This is a genomic window from Bacillus sp. A015, from assembly GCF_053851875.1.
The window spans coordinates 1-15,757 of record NZ_JBSPZB010000027.1 but is presented as its reverse complement, the minus strand read 5'-3'; the positions used below and the strand labels follow the sequence as shown (position 1 = coordinate 15,757).

Here is a 15,757-nt window from a genome sequence, read left to right as displayed (position 1 = left end):
AGTGTCTAAAAAACGGGATTTGATGTATATCACAGCTGGAACGGTACTAACAGGAATTGGACTCGTTCGTTTAGCAAAGCAAGGGAAGAAAGATAAAGAAGCGATTGGATTGGATCATGTATTAAAGCAGATAAAAGCGCCGATGTTCCCTGATCGTGAATTGAATGTGGTTCATTATGGCGCAGACGCGAAAGGGACAGAGCATTCAACAAATGCCATTCAGTCTGCAATTGATGATGCGCATCGTTTGAAAGGGGGGCGTGTGCTGATTCCTGAAGGAACGTTTGTGACAGGTGCTCTTGAATTGAAAAGCAATGTAGAGCTTCATCTGCATGAGAACGCCTATGTGACATTCAGCCAAGACCCACGTGATTACCTTCCGCTCGTACTGACAAGATATGAAGGGATTGAGCTTTATAATTATTCTCCGCTCATTTATGCTCACCATGCAGAAAACATCGCCATTACAGGAGCTGGAACGCTTGACGGGAGAGGTGATGAGCATCATTGGTGGCCTTGGAAGTATGGAACGAATGGTCAGCCCTCTCAGGATCGAGACCGTCAGCTTCTGTTTGAAATGGCAGAAAAGAGAATACCGGTGGAGGAAAGAGTTTTTGGCGAAGGCCATTATTTAAGATCGAGCTTTATACAGCCATACCAATGTCAACATGTTCTCATTGAAGGAGTAACAGTAAAGGATTCACCAATGTGGCAAATTCATCCGGTGTTAAGTGAAAACGTCATCGTCCGCGGGGTCAATATCATCGGGCATGGACCAAACACAGACGGTATGAATCCAGAGTCTTGCCGGAATGTGCTCATTGAAGATTGTTATTTTGATAATGGAGATGATTGTATTGCCATTAAATCTGGCAGAAACGAGGACGGACGGAGAATCGGGGTCCCATCTGAAAATATTGTCATTCGTAGAAATGAAATGCGTGATGGACACGGCGGAGTGACGATCGGGAGTGAAATCTCTGGCGGGGTCAGGTATGTATACGCAGAGGATAATATCATGGACAGTCCAAACCTTGACCGGGCACTGCGCATCAAAACCAACTCTGTTAGAGGCGGTACCATTGAGCACATTTATTTTAAAAACAATACAGTCAAAAGCTTAAAGCATGAAGTTGTCTGTATCGACATGATGTATGAGGAAGGAGATGCTGGTCTTCACCGTCCTGTTGTACGTCATATTGAAGTAGAAGGGCTAAAAAGCATTGGCGGACGATATGGTGTGAAAATCGCCGCGTACTCACATTCCCCAGTCACACACTTCAAAATGAAAGATTGTGTGATAGATGATGTCACGTATCCACTTTCTTTAGAGCATGCAATCTCTCCATCCTTTCAGAAAGTCGTCATAAATGGGGAACAAATCAACCAATAGCAGAAGGGAAAACAGCCTTTTTTACGGCTGTTTTTCTGTTATAAGAACAGAAAAGACGCTTTTGGAAATCACATATACAACCTATCTGCACTGTAGTATAATATTCCCGAAATTAGAAAAGAATTGACGAAAGAGATTGCGTCAAGCAGTACATAAATCAGGGGGTTCATTCATGAAAAAGTTAACAGCCATTTGGCTATCTTTATTGCTTGTGATAGGTGTTTTAGCAGGATGTGCAGGTGCTGAAACAGATCACAAAGCAACGGGTTCACAAAATAAAGAAACAGCGGCTGCGGCATTTCCTGTATCGATTAAAGATGCAGCTGGCAAAACAGTCGAAATCAAAGAACAGCCCAAACGGATTGTTTCTTTAATTCCAAGTAATACAGAGGTTGCCTATGCACTTGGCCTTGGCGATAAAATGGTCGGACGATCAGATTTTGACAATTATCCAAAGGAAGTCGAAAAGGTAGAGAAGATTGGCGGTCTTGAATTCAATGTAGAGAAGGTCATTTCCTTAAAGCCTGACCTCGTATTAGCACATGCATCACAAATGGGATCAAAAGATGGATTTAAACAGCTTGAAGATGCAGGTATTCAAGTGCTGACTGTAAATGATGCAACGTCCTTCAAGGATGTGTACAAGTCGATTCAGATGATCGGCGAAGCAGCCGGCGTGAAAGAAGCATCAACGAAGCTTTTAGACGAGATGAAATCAAAATTGAATGACCTTAAGAAACAAGCAGAGGCCATTTCCAAAGACAAACAAAAAAACGTCTTTGTTGAAGTGTCAGGTGCTCCTGAAATCTATACAACAGGTAAACATACATTTATGGACGAAATGCTTTCTGTCATTCATGCAAAAAATGCCGCGAGCGACCAAACTGGCTGGGTACAGATGACGGAAGAATCGATTATCAAACGAAATCCTGATGCCATTGTCACAATTGATGGTTCCAGCTTAGCTGATCTGAAAAAAAGAGACGGCTGGAATGCGATCAAAGCAGTCAAAGAAAAACAAGTCTTTCAATTGAATACGGATCTCGCATCAAGACCGGGACCGCGATTGGTTGAAGGAGTCGAGGCTCTTGCGAAAAGCATTTATCCTGACACGTTCAAATAAATTCATCATCGCATATACACTAAGTGCTTTACTTCTTGTGGTGAGCATTGGAATGGGAATCTCCTTTGGCAGTTTAGGGATTCCCATTCCTTCTATTCTTCGTATATTTGTTCATGAACTATCCGGAGTGCAGGTCGGAACCATTGATTCGATCGATCGCAATATTATGATGAACATCCGGCTGCCGAGAGTGATATTAGCGGCATTAGTCGGAGCAGCGCTGGCGTTATCTGGTGCAGCCTTTCAAGGTTTACTAAAAAATCCTCTCGCTGACCCTTATACGCTAGGGGTATCTCAAGGGGCATCAGTTGGGGCCGTAGCGACACTGTTTTTTAGCTTGCAGCTCCCTTTGCTTGGCAGTGTCACACTGCCTTTTTTCAGTATGACAACAGCGCTTGTGACACTATGTCTCGTCCTCTTTTTTGCGCGTCTTGTTCATCGGGGGATGAGCATCTCCTCTTTAATCTTGACAGGTGTGATTTTCAGCTCTTTTTTAGGTGCGCTCATTTCATTAATGATTGCTTTAACGGGTGATGATCTAAAAGAGATGATTCATTGGCTTCTTGGTAGTGTGTCTATGAGGGGCTGGCGTTATATTGCCCTTTTCCTCCCTTTCTTTCTCGTTGGTACCTTTGCGCTCATGTTGATGGGACGAGATTTGAATGTCATGACGTATGGCGAAGAAAAGGCAAAACTATTAGGGGTACACGTGAAAAGGAGCAAATATATGGTTCTGCTTGCTGGTTCGATTCTGACTGGAAGTGCGGTAGCGGTATCAGGAACGATCGGATTTGTGGGACTTGTAATCCCGCATTTTATCCGTCTTTTAGCCATCACGGATCACCGGCATCTGCTGCCTTTGTCTATGCTAAATGGCGCTTCCTTTCTCGTTTTAGCAGATGTGTTATCCCGTACCATCATTGAGCCGACTGAATTGCCTATTGGCATCATTACTGCGTTAATTGGTGCACCTGTATTTGGCATCATCCTCATTCGCAGATATAGAGGAGGAACGCATCTATGATTCAAGTGAAGGAAGTCAGAGGTGGGTATGGTGAGAAAGAGGTCATTCGTGGCATCAGTTTTGAGGTAAAACAAGGAGAATTTCTCGGTATACTTGGACCAAATGGGAGCGGCAAGACGACCTTGCTCAAAATGATAGCAGGTATTTTAGCACCCGAGAGCGGTCAAGTACGCCTGAGCGGTCATCCAATTCAATCCTACCGGCCAAAGGCGCTTGCGCAAAAACTAGCTGTTTTACCGCAGAAAACCGAGCAGGCCTTCTCATTTACAGTCGAAGAAACTGTTCAATTTGGGCGTTATCCTTATCAAAAAGGATGGCTGCAATCTGTCACGAAAGAAGATGTGCAGGTCGTAAGCAGAGTGATGGAACAAACGGATGTTGCTCAATTTAAGGATCAATCTATCCATGAGTTAAGCGGGGGAGAACAGCAGCGCGTGTATTTGGCCCAGGCATTAGCTCAGCAGTCTGAATATTTATTGCTGGATGAACCAACAAGTTTTCTTGATTTAGCCTATCAAAAAGAATTGCTTGATTTAATTAAAGAAGAGACCACTTCCTCTAGATTAACGGTGGTCGGTGTGTTTCATGATGTAAACATCGCCAGTCTGTATTGCGATCGGCTGCTGCTGATTCATGAAGGAAAGGCTGAAATGTTAGGACAGCCGCATCACGTCTTGACGACAGAGCGGATCAACCGTGTGTATGAAACGAGTGTTACACCGCTCCAGCATCCACTGCGAGCAAACCCACAGCTGATGATTGAGCCTGTTGCCACTTCTAAAGTATCAAGTGTGAAGTTAGCGGATGGCTGGAGAACACATAGCTCAAAAGGAATGACGTTTTCCATCAAACAGCCGCTTCGCATACTTTCTTCACATGAGAAAAGCGGAGGCTTCTTTTGGAAAAGATCACTCGGAACGGGAACTGAGACTCTTCATGAAATGCTAGGTGGTTGTGAAGGCAGCTTGTTTCTCGTCCAATCTGATGGACCAAAGCAATACGCCGCAGAAGACAATGAAGAGGATATGGTTCTTTACGGGATGCGTCAGCAAGAAGAGCTGACCGTTTGGCTTGTGCTGAAAGGGTCTTTATCAGATGGAGCGTCTATTCAGCTGATGGGCCAGCTTATGCAGATCATTCAACAAGAGACGAGCATCCCCATCCATCATCTTTGTATCGCTTCTGCCAATGCCATAGAGAAGGAACCTGATGCTATTTTACACGAAAGATTACGAAAGAAAGTGCACCGGCTTCTTCATACTTTGGATGCAATTAAAAAGTGAACGGACTCGTTCACTTTTTTGCGTTGTTTCGTTCATCGTTTCGTATTCAAATCGACAGAACATGAAAATCACAGTGTTTCAGTAAAACAAATACATCCTATTCACTTCAGGGTATACTAAGAGCAAAGTGATAGACAGGGGGAAAACCGATGAAACTTTATACAAAAACCGGGGATCAAGGCCAAACAGGCTTGATTGGCGGAAGAGCCGATAAAGATGACATGAGAGTAGAAGCGTACGGTACGTTAGATGAGGCGAATAGCTTCATTGGACTTGCGCATGCAAATTTACGGCAGCATGGCGAATTGTTTCAAGATATCTTGTCAGAGCTGATCGTCATTCAGCATGAGCTTTTTGACTGCGGCGGCGATTTGGCAGCGGTGAAGCCGTGTAAAGAAGGCAAATTAACAGCAGAGTCTGTGGCAGTCCTTGAGCAAAGAATGGATGTGTATGTAGAGGAAGCCTCACCGCTCACCAAGTTTATTTTACCGGGCGGCCAGGAAGGCGCTGCTTTCTTACATGCGGCGCGGACAGTCGTCAGAAGAGCAGAGCGGCATATTGTGACGCTGGCGAAGCAGGAGGAGATTCCAGCAGTTACGCTCACATATGTGAACCGTCTTTCTGACTATTTGTTTGCAGCCGCACGTATCGTCAATCATCGGCTCGGTGAAACTGATGTTGAATATGAACGAAGTGCAGATGTGTTTCGTTCTAAATAAGGGAAGCACTCTTCGAATCAGAAGAGTGCTTTTTTGTTGGATTCTAACGCTTAGTCTGAGCATAGTTACGACTCTGGTCGCAATCAAAGATCAATCTGCGACACGTTTTGCCAGCTTTCTTTTTTGACTATAGTAAAAGCAAGGAGCAAGAAAGGAGGCATGAAGATGAAAATAACAAGTAAAACAATCATCGGTTCGATTCTTATGTTTGTCGGTTTATCCATCTTCTTTGGTGGTTCACTTGGAGGGCTGATCCCAACTCTTATTGGGGCGTGGCTCATCTATGTAGGTGTAAAAAAATATGATAAAGGCAGTAAAACCGCAGGTGTCATTCTAGCTGTCATTGGTGTGCTGCTCGTTGTGCAATCTCTGCCATTTTTACTCGGAATTGCATTTGCTGGAACACTTCTCTATTTTGGCTGGACGATGGTAAATGGTGAATCAGCTAAAGAATCATCAGGCAGATCATATAGGGAGCCGGGTGCGGCACCGAACATGGAAGAACCCATCCACACGTCATTTGATCAAGAATGGGAAGACTTTTTAAAGAAAAAATAAAGGGAGGAATATTAAATGGTATTAAGAAGGGTAAGAGATATGTTTGTTGCAACCGTCAATGAAGGCTTAGATAAACTGGAGAATCCACGTGTGATGCTGAATCAATACGTTCGTGATATGGAGGACGATATTGCCAAAGCGAAACATGCGATCATCAAACAGCAAACGATTCAGCAAGGCTTCCTGCGTCAAGCAGATGAGACAGAAGCATTTGCTGATAAGCGAAAGAAGCAGGCTGAGCTGGCATTTCATGCGGGAGAAGAAGAGCTTGCACGAAAAGCGCTCACTGAAATGAAGTATTTTGAAGAAAAGCATAAGGAGTATCAGGATGCCTACCAGCAATCTGTGAAACAATTGAAAGAGCTGAAAGAACAATTGCAGCATTTAGAAACGAAGCTGCGTGATATTAAAGACAAGAAGCAAGCACTCATTGCAAGAGCAAATGCCGCACAGGCAAAGCAGCATATGAACGAATCCATTAATAAAGTAGACAGTGAAAGTGCATATAAGGAATTTCTTCGAATGGAGAATCGTATAGAAGAAATGGAGACAAAAGCAGGCAGCTATGCACAATTTGCAGAGCAAGGTGCGTATGCTCATCTAGATTATGCCGATGAGGTTGAAAAAGAATGGCAGAAGCTCAAGCTGGAGAAGAAGCCTGAACAGCAGCAAGCAAAATAAGGAAGATGTGTCAAGTCGGAAGAAATGCAGGCTTTTTCTTCCGATATTTGATTTCTTTCTGTTTCGCTTTTCCTTATAATAAAAAGGCCAAACGCTCAAATCAACGAGCGGTAACCTCACAGCCGAGAATTTCTCAGCAAAACGTGTGGAAATCAAAGCTACATCTGGCAGACTCTCAGTGTCTCATATCAATGCGGAGGATAGTGACATTGGTGCAACTTCGGGCCGTGCCGATATTAAAGATGTCAAAGGGGAGCTGCAATTGAGCATGACAAGCGGTAGATTGACGGCAAGTTTTGATACAATAGATTCACCTGTCTTCTTTCACATGACATCAGGCAGTGCAAAATTCAATTTGCCAGATGATGGAGACTTCAAAGTCCAAGTGAAAAAAACAAGTGGAAGCATCGATCATTCGTATAACTTTGATCAAGCCGATAATGAAGGTCGAGACTTTACAGGTACGCGGGGAAAAGGGACACACTTAGTTGATATTGAGATGACAAGTGGCAGCCTAAAACTACGGTAATGAACGTAAGAAAGGAAGGAGGCGAGTCAACTGCGTTTTTCAAGAAATCAAATTTTAGGTATCATTGTTGTGATTTTTGGTATTAATCTATTTCTCAAAATTATTGGGATCGGAGCAGATCTGTTTTGGCCTGTGTTCTTTGCTCTAGCTGGCTATTGGCTGCACTCACGATCCAAACGTTGGCTCGGTTCAGTTTCCTATATTTTTGCCGGCTTTCTCTTCTTGAAGTTTCTGCTAAATATCACTTTTAGTTTAACAGGATATTTATTTGCTGCCTTTTTGATCTATGCTGGTTATCGCTTATTGAAGAACAAACCCGTTTTTGATGTCGATAAAAAGGAAACATCAGACGAGAAAAAGCATTCACTGAAAGTCAATCTTGAAAAAAAGAGCGACCAAAAGAAAACAAAAAGCCAGACAAAGCCGCACAAAGAGCATGATTTTTTTATTGGTGAAGTCAGACTGATGAAAAAGCCGTTTCAATTAAGTGATTTGACGATTTCGGGCTTTATTGGTGATGTCAAAATTGATTTATCAAAGGCCATCATCGCGGAAGAAGAAAGCACCATCGTCATCAGTGGACTTATTGGAGATGTGGATATTTACGTACCGCAGGATATTGAAGTATGTGTGAGTGCTTCAGCTGCCATTGGTGATATGAAAATCATTGATGAAAAAAGAAGCGGGTTCAGCAGTAAGGTGTATGTGATGACCGATGATTACGATGAGAGTAAGCGAAAAGTGAAAATCTCCATTTCTCTACTGATTGGAGATGTGGATGTGAGGTACTTATGAGGAAACTGCATTTAGGCATCCAGTGGCAATCTGTTCGTCTCGCAGTTGGGATCTCGCTCGGTGTTGTCATCATGACGACGCTGCCGATGTTTTTTTATTACCAGCTTGACCCCATGATCCTGCTGTCTACGCGGTGGTTCGGCATCCCGTTTTTTTGTATTTTACTCATCATTAGTCTTGCCATTGGCGTTTCTGCCGGGCATGTGTTTGGCTATCAGCATAAGAAACGGCTGGATCAGCTTGTGGAGTCGATTTTGAAGTTTGAAAATGGGAATTTTGCGTATAGACTGCCGTCTCTAGGTGACGATGAAATTGGCTTAGCGGCCGATCAATTAAATGAGATGGCGAAACGGATTGAGGGGCAGGTAGCCTCCTTACAAAAGCTCTCAAATGAGCGGGCTGAATGGCAGGTTCAAATGAAGAAATCGGTTGTCTCAGGAGAGCGTCAGCGTCTAGCACGTGAACTGCATGATGCAGTCAGCCAGCAGTTATTTGCGATCTCCATGATGACCTCTGCCATTCTTGAAGGAATGAAGGAACAGGATGAAAAGATTTTAAAGCAAATGCGTCTTGTCGAACGAATGGCTGGCGATGCACAAAATGAGATGCGCGCACTACTTCTGCATCTAAGGCCGATCACACTTGAAGGAAAAGACTTGAAAAAAGGCTTGATTGAGCTGCTAAATGAATTCCAGGCAAAGCAGCCGATTGATATTGATTGGGAAATCGAGGATGATGTCCCGTTATCTAAAGGGGTGGAAGACCACCTATTCCGAATTGTGCAAGAAGCCCTTTCAAATGTGTTTCGGCATGCAAAGGCGACAAAGGTCACCGTGCGTCTGCTCATTAGAAATCGGCAAGTGCAGCTGAAGATCATCGACAACGGTATCGGTTTTCAAACGGATCATGTGAAGACGGCCTCCTACGGACTTGAATCGATTCGAGAAAGAACAAGTGAAGTGGGCGGTGTCGCAGAGATTATGTCATTTGAGGGAAAAGGAACACAAATTGATGTGAAGGTTCCCATTTTTGATGAAGGAAAAGGAGAGAACGTTCGATGATTCGAGTGCTTTTAATCGACGATCACGAAATGGTGAGAATTGGGCTTGCCGCCTTTTTAGAGGCACAGGCTGATATTGAAGTCATCGGTGAAGCGTCAGATGGACAAAAAGGTGTAGAGCTAGCGGTTGAACTAAAGCCAGATGTGATTTTAATGGATCTTGTGATGGAAGGAATGGATGGCATCGAAGCAACGAAAAGAATTTGTCAGGAAATCGAAGAGGCGAAAATTATCGTTCTGACGAGCTTTATTGATGATGATAAAGTCTATCCAGTTATTGAGGCTGGTGCTTTGAGCTACTTATTAAAGACATCCAAGGCAGGAGAAATTGCTGATGCCATTAGGTCTGCGAGTATCGGCGAACCAAGACTTGAATCAAAAGTGGCTGGAAAGGTCATGAATAAACTCCGTCATTCATCAAATGGGTCAATCCTGCACGATACATTAACAGCAAGGGAAATGGAAATATTGAAGCTGATTGCGGATGGAAAATCGAATAAGGTTATTGCCGAGGAATTATTTATTACAATTAAAACGGTGAAGACGCATATTACCAACATTCTTTCAAAACTCGATGTAGAAGATCGCACACAAGCGGCTGTGTATGCACATCGCCATAAGCTGATTCAATAAAAAACAGCTTTCAAATGAAAGCTGCTAGAACATGCGTAAATTAGTCCTTCTGTCCTGTGATCGGACGTTCGGATAGTTGATGGAGCTCAGGAACTGGAAAAGCCTCTTGCTCCTCGGCCGATTTGTCTTCCAGTGTTTTCTTCATTTCGGATAATAGCTTTACGCTCTCCTTTGCCACTGCTGCTTTTTTCTCCTGCAAATCAATGATCTGTGAAAGTCCGACGAATAATCCGCCTCCAATCAGAAGGAGCGCAGGGGTTTGTCCATAATAAATCACGATCAAAAATGTGCTCGAAAAGCTGTCGGCTTCAATGAAGAAATCTTCTTTTGACTGCATGAATACAACGATTAACAGAAGTATTCCTAGAATCAAAAATAGAATGCCGGCCGAAAGTAAAGCTCGTTTCATGATTGACACCCTTTTTTTCTTACCATTTTAACATACTCTATAAGGATTGTGTTGCGCCCTTAGTCCCGAAGTCACGGATTTTCACATTTGCCTTGTAACGAATATCCGATTCACTAAAAATCTCATCCCAATGCTTCGCTTCTTTTCGAAAGTCCTTCGGGTATGCAATACTTGCTTTTTGATAAAATCCACAAATATCTGCTTTGATCTCGTTCTGTAATTCCCCAACGAAATTGTTCACGTTTTTTTCTAACCGGCGTGCCACGACATCCTCAATCTCTTGAAGATATTTTTCATTAAATGCGTTCTCCCGCTCATTCCAATCCTCAGACAATCTTCCATCAAGCTCCACTGACACATCAAATTGATATCTGCCACTGGCTGTTTTATGGGTCTCAATGTTGTGCTTAAGTTTAAAAATCTCAAAAGAATAGATGTTGTGATCATATTCAAATTCAATGACTCCGCCTTTTGCGTCCCCAGTCAACAGGTTATAAGACTGCACCGCTAACGGAGAGATGTTGGTGAGAAATCGTCTATTTTTAATAATAGAGGCACCATCCAATATTAATTTGCCCTGATCGACACTGACTTTCGGAAGCGCAAAGGATACGTTGTTTTGCATGGCAGAAGAAATATCTCCTAACGAGACCGGCTTGAACATACGAATGGTCGTTTTTGTATTCCCTGAAATGTCGTATAGGGTGGATGAAGCTGGCTGCCCGGCATCACTGATTCTCAGCATGTCTCCAGGCTTCTCTGAGGTCATGAAGACAAGACTCCCTCTCCGTGTTTCATTGTCTCGAATAAATTGATTGATCACAAGATCGAAGTTATTTTCATTGATGAGTTCCTGAGAAAATAAATAAATTCGGAGCTGCTGTGCGAAAATACGATGACTCTTCAGGGCAGTTGTGCGGAAAATTTGGTGTATGGAATCTCCGCTTGTTTCAATGATCTTTGTCGGGTCTTTCACGCTCGTTTCTTGATCAATTTTTTGTGGAACCAGAACTTGCATAGACAGCTTTAGCTTATGTCCGTGATCTCCTTTATCTACAGCAAACCCAATCGCCATGTTGAGCTCCTCAATATTTGTACTATCCCAGCATCCACTTAATAGAATAAGCGCCAGGAAAGCAAGAGCCGCTTTCTTTTTCATGCTGCTTTACGCCTCCTTTTGAAAAACACAAGGATGAATAAGAGAAACGGTAATATGCCGAATAAAAGGAAAAATAGGTTGTTCACATAGGTTAAATAATTACGCACTGTATCAACATCCTTTGGAAATAAAGCGGCGGAGAAGATGACAATTCCCATCAAGGCGAGCACGACTTTTTTAGGAAGTTTGGTCAGCTTGGATACACCTATTGCAGCAAAAAATGTATACCCTACAAAGCTTGTATAAAGCTGGACAAGCCATACGATCAGCAAAAAGGATTCTATTCGTTCGATAAAAATCCCCTGAATATCAAATGATTGAAACAATGCAATGGTCGGCCAAGTCAAAGTAGCCGTTTCTTTTACAGTCAGCGCACCAACCACAAGAATATAGGTGAAAATATAAATGATCGCAGGAATCAAAAAGCCGACTGTTCCATAAGCAAAGGTGTGTTTTTGAGTATTCATATAGGCAGGCATAAACAGCATCATTTCAATGCCGACAAACGAAATGGCCGAAGCATTAAAGGAATTGAAGACAGGAGAGAAGCCTTCTCCTAAAATTGGCCTGAGGTTATCTAACTTAAATTCTTGTACACTGAGTCCGTAGGCAATAAATAAGATGATGAGTGTAACAATGAGAATAAAAGGAGATAGTCTGGCAAAATCACCAATCCCACCAACCACAAGATAAAAACCGACCAAAATAAAGCTGAGCATTGTCACGGATACAGGCGTGTTTTGAAGCAGGAAGAACTTCACCATTTCCGCCATGGCCCTTACTTCATAGCTGGCGACGCCAAGAAAATAAATAATGATCAAAAGGTTGGCAAGAGCGCCAATCCATTTCCCAAGCCCTTCGTTTGTATAGTCATAATAAGAGGAGAAGGGAAGCTTTTTCATCATGAGCACATTCGCAAAAATAAACACAATGTAAATGGCACTCATCAATAAGAGTGCAATCCAGCCGTCAGGTGTAGGCGCAGCCTGAGCCATTGATCTTGGCAGAATCATCATACTTGCGCCTAGAGTGGTATTCGTAATAATGGCACTTGCCTGATAGCTTGTGATCGACTCTTTATGATTGACCATGTCGTTCTCCTTTCTTTTGGTTTTTCAAAGGCAATCGAATGATGGAATTATCTTCGTTTTTATAGCTGAACACAAAATCTGGCGAGAAGTATGGAGTGCCAAAGCTTTTTTGTCTAGTCAAATGTGTAAGTAGTACGAGCATAAACAGCACAATCCCATATAAACCAAATGTAGCTGCAGTAAACATAGACACAAAGCGGAGCACGCGAAATGACATGCCCATCCCGTATTGAGGAACGGTAAAGGATGCAAGTGCGATGACACTGACAATAATCACCATGATCGAGCTGACAATATGAGCTTGAACGGCAGCCTGTCCAATCACAACCCCTCCAACAAGTCCGATCGTTTGACCAAGCGGATTTGGCAGCCTTAAGCCAGCTTCCCGTAACAGCTCAATGGTCATCTCCATGATGAGAGCCTCCACAATAGGTGGAAAGGGGACATTTTCTCTTGTGCTTGAGATGGAAATGGCTAACGGTGTGGGCAAAAGACCTTGATGGAAGGACACAAGAGCAATATAAATGGCTGATAAAAATAACGTAAGAAAGATGGAAGTAAAACGCAGCAAACGAATGAGAGAGGCAGCGATCCATCTTTCATAATAATCATCAGGTGATTGCATGATTGTAGCGAGGGAAGCAGGCACAATTAAAACAAAAGGTGAATGATCGACAAAAATGGCGACCCGCCCATTGTTTAAAGCAGATGCAACTTTATCCGGCCGTTCTGTGTTTTGGATTTGCGGAAAAGGAGAATACACATTGTCTTCAATGAGCTCCTCAAGGACGCCAGAGTCTTGTATATCATCAATGGTGACTTGTTTGAGCCGTTTTTTTACCTCTTTTAAAACAGAAGTTTCAACAGTACCGTCAATGTACATGATGGTCACTTGGGTGTATTTCTTTTGCCCGATCTTCATGTCGACTGTTTTGAGATCAGGGTTTTTCAAGCGCTGTCTTACGAGAGCTAAGTTCGTGTCTAAATCTTCAATAAAGCCAATTTTTGGCCCTCTCACCACTGTTTCAGATGTAGAATCGCCTAAACTACGTTTCTTCGTTCCGTTCGTTTCTAAAATATAAGCGTGCTGAAATCCATTGATTAACACCACACAATGCCCTTGAAAAATGGCATCGACCAATTCCTCAGAGGTCTTCACCGAACGAGTTGTCATCATTGATAAATTGGATTCCAGCTTCTCTTTTGTTAGAGACTCATGATCTTGCAGCAGCAGCTTTAAGAAGGTTTGAATCTGCATGGCTTCGTTCATTTCTTTAATGTATAAATAGTAAACAACCTGTCCGTGAGGTAATGTTTTTTTCTCATGGATCAAATCGTCCATTTCCTTTAACTGCGGGAGAATGACAGAGAGATTATCGTATAAGTGCTCTTTCAATGGAGTCTGATTCAAAAGGATCACCCGCCTCAACATCTTTTTCTTAGCATTACCTGCTTGAAAAAACAATATTCTGTGTTACATTATTTTGTGGTAAAAGAAAGAATGAGGGTTTTGGAGGAAACAAGATGGCACAAATTCGTTTAGCAGGAACAAAAGAGGAGATCGACCGTATTCTACAGTCGTTTGACAAGCATTATGAGGTGACATATACGTCAAAAGATTACGGAAAAACGAACCCCAAATACAAATATTCAAAAGATGTTCGTGTTTATATTGAACTAAAATTAAAATAAAGATAAAATTTTAATTGAAAACGCTTAAAGGATTTTCGTTTTTTGTATAGAATAGAGTTGAGTGATGAAGCTATGGAGGGATACATAATGACGGAATTTAGAATCGAAAAAGATACAATGGGCGAAATCAAGGTGCCAAAGGACAAGTTTTGGGGGGCACAAACACAACGAAGCAAAGAAAATTTCAAAATCGGTTCTGAGAAAATGCCAAAGGAAGTTGTGAATGCGTTTGCAATTTTGAAACGTAGCACAGCGATTGCCAACGAACGTCTTGGTAACCTTGAAAGTGAAAAAGCAGAAGCGATTGCTGCTGTATGTGACGATATTATCAGCGGAAAGTACGACGAGCATTTCCCGCTTGTTGTATGGCAGACAGGTAGTGGAACGCAAAGTAACATGAACATGAACGAAGTTGTTGCAAATAGAGCAACTGCTTACTTGAAAGATAAAAATAGTGAACTTAGCATTCACCCGAATGATGATGTAAACCGCAGTCAAAGCTCAAACGATACATTTCCAACGGCTATGCACGTGGCAGCCGTTTTAGCTGTATACAAAAAATTAGTACCTGCTATTGACCAGTTAAGAGCAACACTTGATGAGAAAGCAAAGGCGTATCAAGAGATCGTCAAAATCGGTCGTACGCACCTGCAAGATGCAACACCGCTTACAGTTGGTCAAGAAATTAGCGGCTGGGTTTACATGCTGGATCGTTCAAAAGAAATGATTCTAGAATCAACTGAGAAAATGAGAGAGCTCGCGATTGGCGGAACCGCTGTTGGTACAGGAATTAACGCACATCCTGAGTTTGGTAAATATGTCGCTGAAGAAATCAGCCAGCTGACAGGCCAAACCTTCAATTCCTCACCAAACAAATTCCATGCGCTGACAAGCCATGATGAAATTACGTATGCACACGGTGCCCTAAAAGCACTTGCGGCTGATTTAATGAAAATTGCCAATGATGTGAGATGGCTTGCAAGTGGTCCTCGCTGCGGAATTGGCGAATTAATCATTCCTGAAAATGAGCCAGGAAGCTCGATTATGCCAGGAAAAGTCAACCCAACCCAAAGTGAAGCTTTAACAATGATTGCTGCGCAAATCATGGGAAATGATGCAACAATCGGTTTTGCAGCAAGCCAAGGAAACTTTGAGCTCAACGTATTTAAGCCGGTCATCATCTATAACTTCCTGCAATCAGTTGAGTTACTGGCTGACGGCATGAATTCATTCCATGACAAATGTGCAATTGGAATCGAACCCAACCTAGAAACAATCGAGAAAAACCTGAATAATTCATTAATGCTTGTGACGGCACTTAACCCGCACATCGGGTATGAAAATGCAGCGAAAATTGCCAAGCTTGCTCACAAAGAAGGCTTAACATTAAAAGAAGCGGCACTTCAATTAGAGCTGCTAACAGAAGAGCAGTTTGAACAGTTTGTCAAACCAGAAGAAATGGTGACACCGAAAGCAAAATAAAAAACCAGGGGCGGCTGGGGACTGACCCCCGTTTTTGAGACAGGGATCAAAACACCTTTATACAGCCAATTGCCGATAGTTTATCGGTGATTGGTTGTTTAGTTTCGTTTGAATGCGAATGTTGTT

The 15,757-nt window shown here is 42.6% G+C and carries 16 protein-coding genes and 1 pseudogene; 13 read left to right on the top strand and 4 right to left on the bottom strand.

The features are described from left to right. The first annotated feature begins 1 nt into the window (after position 1). From ACSLGF_RS17350 to ACSLGF_RS17300, 11 genes and pseudogenes are all read left to right on the top strand, one after another. Entirely contained in the window at positions 2-1,393 is a 1,392-nt protein-coding gene (locus tag ACSLGF_RS17350) for a glycoside hydrolase family 28 protein (protein ID WP_456007469.1), read from the top strand. Between the two features lie 172 nt (positions 1,394-1,565). Then, positions 1,566-2,516, top strand: coding sequence for an ABC transporter substrate-binding protein (locus tag ACSLGF_RS17345; protein WP_456007467.1), 951 nt, complete (start codon positions 1,566-1,568; stop codon positions 2,514-2,516). Next, entirely contained in the window at positions 2,482-3,540 is a 1,059-nt protein-coding gene (locus ACSLGF_RS17340; RefSeq protein WP_456007465.1) for a FecCD family ABC transporter permease, read from the top strand. Before ACSLGF_RS17345 ends, ACSLGF_RS17340 begins: the two co-directional genes overlap by 35 nt. Beyond that, on the top strand, positions 3,537-4,823 hold the full coding sequence (locus ACSLGF_RS17335; protein ID WP_456007463.1) for a heme ABC transporter ATP-binding protein: 1,287 nt from the start codon (positions 3,537-3,539) through the stop codon (positions 4,821-4,823). Before ACSLGF_RS17340 ends, ACSLGF_RS17335 begins: the two co-directional genes overlap by 4 nt. 149 nt (positions 4,824-4,972) lie before the next feature. Further along, entirely contained in the window at positions 4,973-5,542 is a 570-nt protein-coding gene (locus ACSLGF_RS17330) for a cob(I)yrinic acid a,c-diamide adenosyltransferase (RefSeq protein ID WP_456007461.1), read from the top strand. Between the two features lie 165 nt (positions 5,543-5,707). Next, positions 5,708-6,100, top strand: coding sequence for a hypothetical protein (locus ACSLGF_RS17325; protein ID WP_456007459.1), 393 nt, complete (start codon positions 5,708-5,710; stop codon positions 6,098-6,100). Positions 6,101-6,115: 15 nt separating this feature from the next. Next, on the top strand, positions 6,116-6,781 hold the full coding sequence (gene liaH, locus ACSLGF_RS17320) for a stress responsive protein LiaH (RefSeq protein ID WP_456007457.1): 666 nt from the start codon (positions 6,116-6,118) through the stop codon (positions 6,779-6,781). A 103-nt stretch (positions 6,782-6,884) separates the two neighbouring features. Continuing rightward, positions 6,885-7,310: pseudogene (locus ACSLGF_RS17315) on the top strand (DUF4097 family beta strand repeat-containing protein); the annotation flags it as partial. Positions 7,311-7,340: 30 nt separating this feature from the next. Continuing rightward, positions 7,341-8,105 carry a cell wall-active antibiotics response protein LiaF gene (gene liaF / locus ACSLGF_RS17310; RefSeq protein ID WP_456007487.1) on the top strand — a complete coding sequence of 255 codons (765 nt, stop codon included), beginning with the start codon at positions 7,341-7,343 and terminating at the stop codon, positions 8,103-8,105. Next, positions 8,102-9,166 (top strand): two-component system sensor histidine kinase LiaS, encoded by a 1,065-nt coding sequence (gene liaS / locus ACSLGF_RS17305; protein WP_456007455.1) that lies wholly within the window; start codon positions 8,102-8,104, stop codon positions 9,164-9,166. The genes liaF and liaS overlap by 4 nt, the downstream gene beginning before the upstream one ends. Next, positions 9,163-9,798: a response regulator gene (locus tag ACSLGF_RS17300; RefSeq protein WP_456007453.1), complete on the top strand. Its 636-nt coding sequence runs from the start codon at positions 9,163-9,165 to the stop codon at positions 9,796-9,798. Before liaS ends, ACSLGF_RS17300 begins: the two co-directional genes overlap by 4 nt. Positions 9,799-9,838: 40 nt before the next feature. Here ACSLGF_RS17300 and ACSLGF_RS17295 read toward each other — a convergent pair whose 3' ends face one another. Genes ACSLGF_RS17295 through ACSLGF_RS17280 form a run of 4 tightly spaced genes read right to left on the bottom strand, consistent with a single transcriptional unit; the run spans position 9,839 to position 13,868 of the window. Beyond that, entirely contained in the window at positions 9,839-10,207 is a 369-nt protein-coding gene (locus ACSLGF_RS17295; protein WP_099726988.1) for a hypothetical protein, read from the bottom strand. A 37-nt stretch (positions 10,208-10,244) separates the two neighbouring features. Continuing rightward, complete coding sequence (locus ACSLGF_RS17290; RefSeq protein WP_456007451.1) at positions 10,245-11,366, bottom strand: Ger(x)C family spore germination protein; 1,122 nt, start codon at positions 11,364-11,366, stop codon at positions 10,245-10,247. Continuing rightward, complete coding sequence (locus ACSLGF_RS17285; protein WP_456007450.1) at positions 11,363-12,457, bottom strand: GerAB/ArcD/ProY family transporter; 1,095 nt, start codon at positions 12,455-12,457, stop codon at positions 11,363-11,365. Before ACSLGF_RS17285 ends, ACSLGF_RS17290 begins: the two co-directional genes overlap by 4 nt. Further along, a complete protein-coding gene (locus ACSLGF_RS17280; RefSeq protein WP_456007449.1) occupies positions 12,444-13,868 on the bottom strand; it encodes a spore germination protein in 1,425 nt (474 codons plus the stop codon). The genes ACSLGF_RS17285 and ACSLGF_RS17280 overlap by 14 nt, the downstream gene beginning before the upstream one ends. A 113-nt stretch (positions 13,869-13,981) precedes the next feature. Between ACSLGF_RS17280 and ACSLGF_RS17275 the strand changes: the two genes are divergently transcribed. Both ACSLGF_RS17275 and fumC read left to right on the top strand, forming a co-directional pair. Continuing rightward, positions 13,982-14,149, top strand: coding sequence for a YvzF family protein (locus ACSLGF_RS17275; protein ID WP_003213147.1), 168 nt, complete (start codon positions 13,982-13,984; stop codon positions 14,147-14,149). An 87-nt stretch (positions 14,150-14,236) separates the two neighbouring features. Further along, positions 14,237-15,631: a class II fumarate hydratase gene (fumC, locus tag ACSLGF_RS17270; RefSeq protein WP_456007447.1), complete on the top strand. Its 1,395-nt coding sequence runs from the start codon at positions 14,237-14,239 to the stop codon at positions 15,629-15,631. Positions 15,632-15,757: the final 126 nt, after the last annotated feature.

Bases quoted from the DNA above. Each gene is read 5' to 3' on its own strand.
- liaH (WP_456007457.1), top strand. From the start codon at position 6,116: ATGGTATTAAGAAGGGTAAGAGATATGTTTGTTGCAACCGTCAATGAA.
- ACSLGF_RS17295 (WP_099726988.1), bottom strand. From the start codon at position 10,207: ATGAAACGAGCTTTACTTTCGGCCGGCATTCTATTTTTGATTCTAGGA.
- ACSLGF_RS17330 (WP_456007461.1), top strand. From the start codon at position 4,973: ATGAAACTTTATACAAAAACCGGGGATCAAGGCCAAACAGGCTTGATT.
- ACSLGF_RS17325 (WP_456007459.1), top strand. From the start codon at position 5,708: ATGAAAATAACAAGTAAAACAATCATCGGTTCGATTCTTATGTTTGTC.
- fumC (WP_456007447.1), top strand. From the start codon at position 14,237: ATGACGGAATTTAGAATCGAAAAAGATACAATGGGCGAAATCAAGGTG.
- ACSLGF_RS17275 (WP_003213147.1), top strand. From the start codon at position 13,982: ATGGCACAAATTCGTTTAGCAGGAACAAAAGAGGAGATCGACCGTATT.
- ACSLGF_RS17300 (WP_456007453.1), top strand. From the start codon at position 9,163: ATGATTCGAGTGCTTTTAATCGACGATCACGAAATGGTGAGAATTGGG.
- liaS (WP_456007455.1), top strand. From the start codon at position 8,102: ATGAGGAAACTGCATTTAGGCATCCAGTGGCAATCTGTTCGTCTCGCA.
- ACSLGF_RS17285 (WP_456007450.1), bottom strand. From the start codon at position 12,457: ATGGTCAATCATAAAGAGTCGATCACAAGCTATCAGGCAAGTGCCATT.
- ACSLGF_RS17335 (WP_456007463.1), top strand. From the start codon at position 3,537: ATGATTCAAGTGAAGGAAGTCAGAGGTGGGTATGGTGAGAAAGAGGTC.
- ACSLGF_RS17290 (WP_456007451.1), bottom strand. From the start codon at position 11,366: ATGAAAAAGAAAGCGGCTCTTGCTTTCCTGGCGCTTATTCTATTAAGT.
- ACSLGF_RS17345 (WP_456007467.1), top strand. From the start codon at position 1,566: ATGAAAAAGTTAACAGCCATTTGGCTATCTTTATTGCTTGTGATAGGT.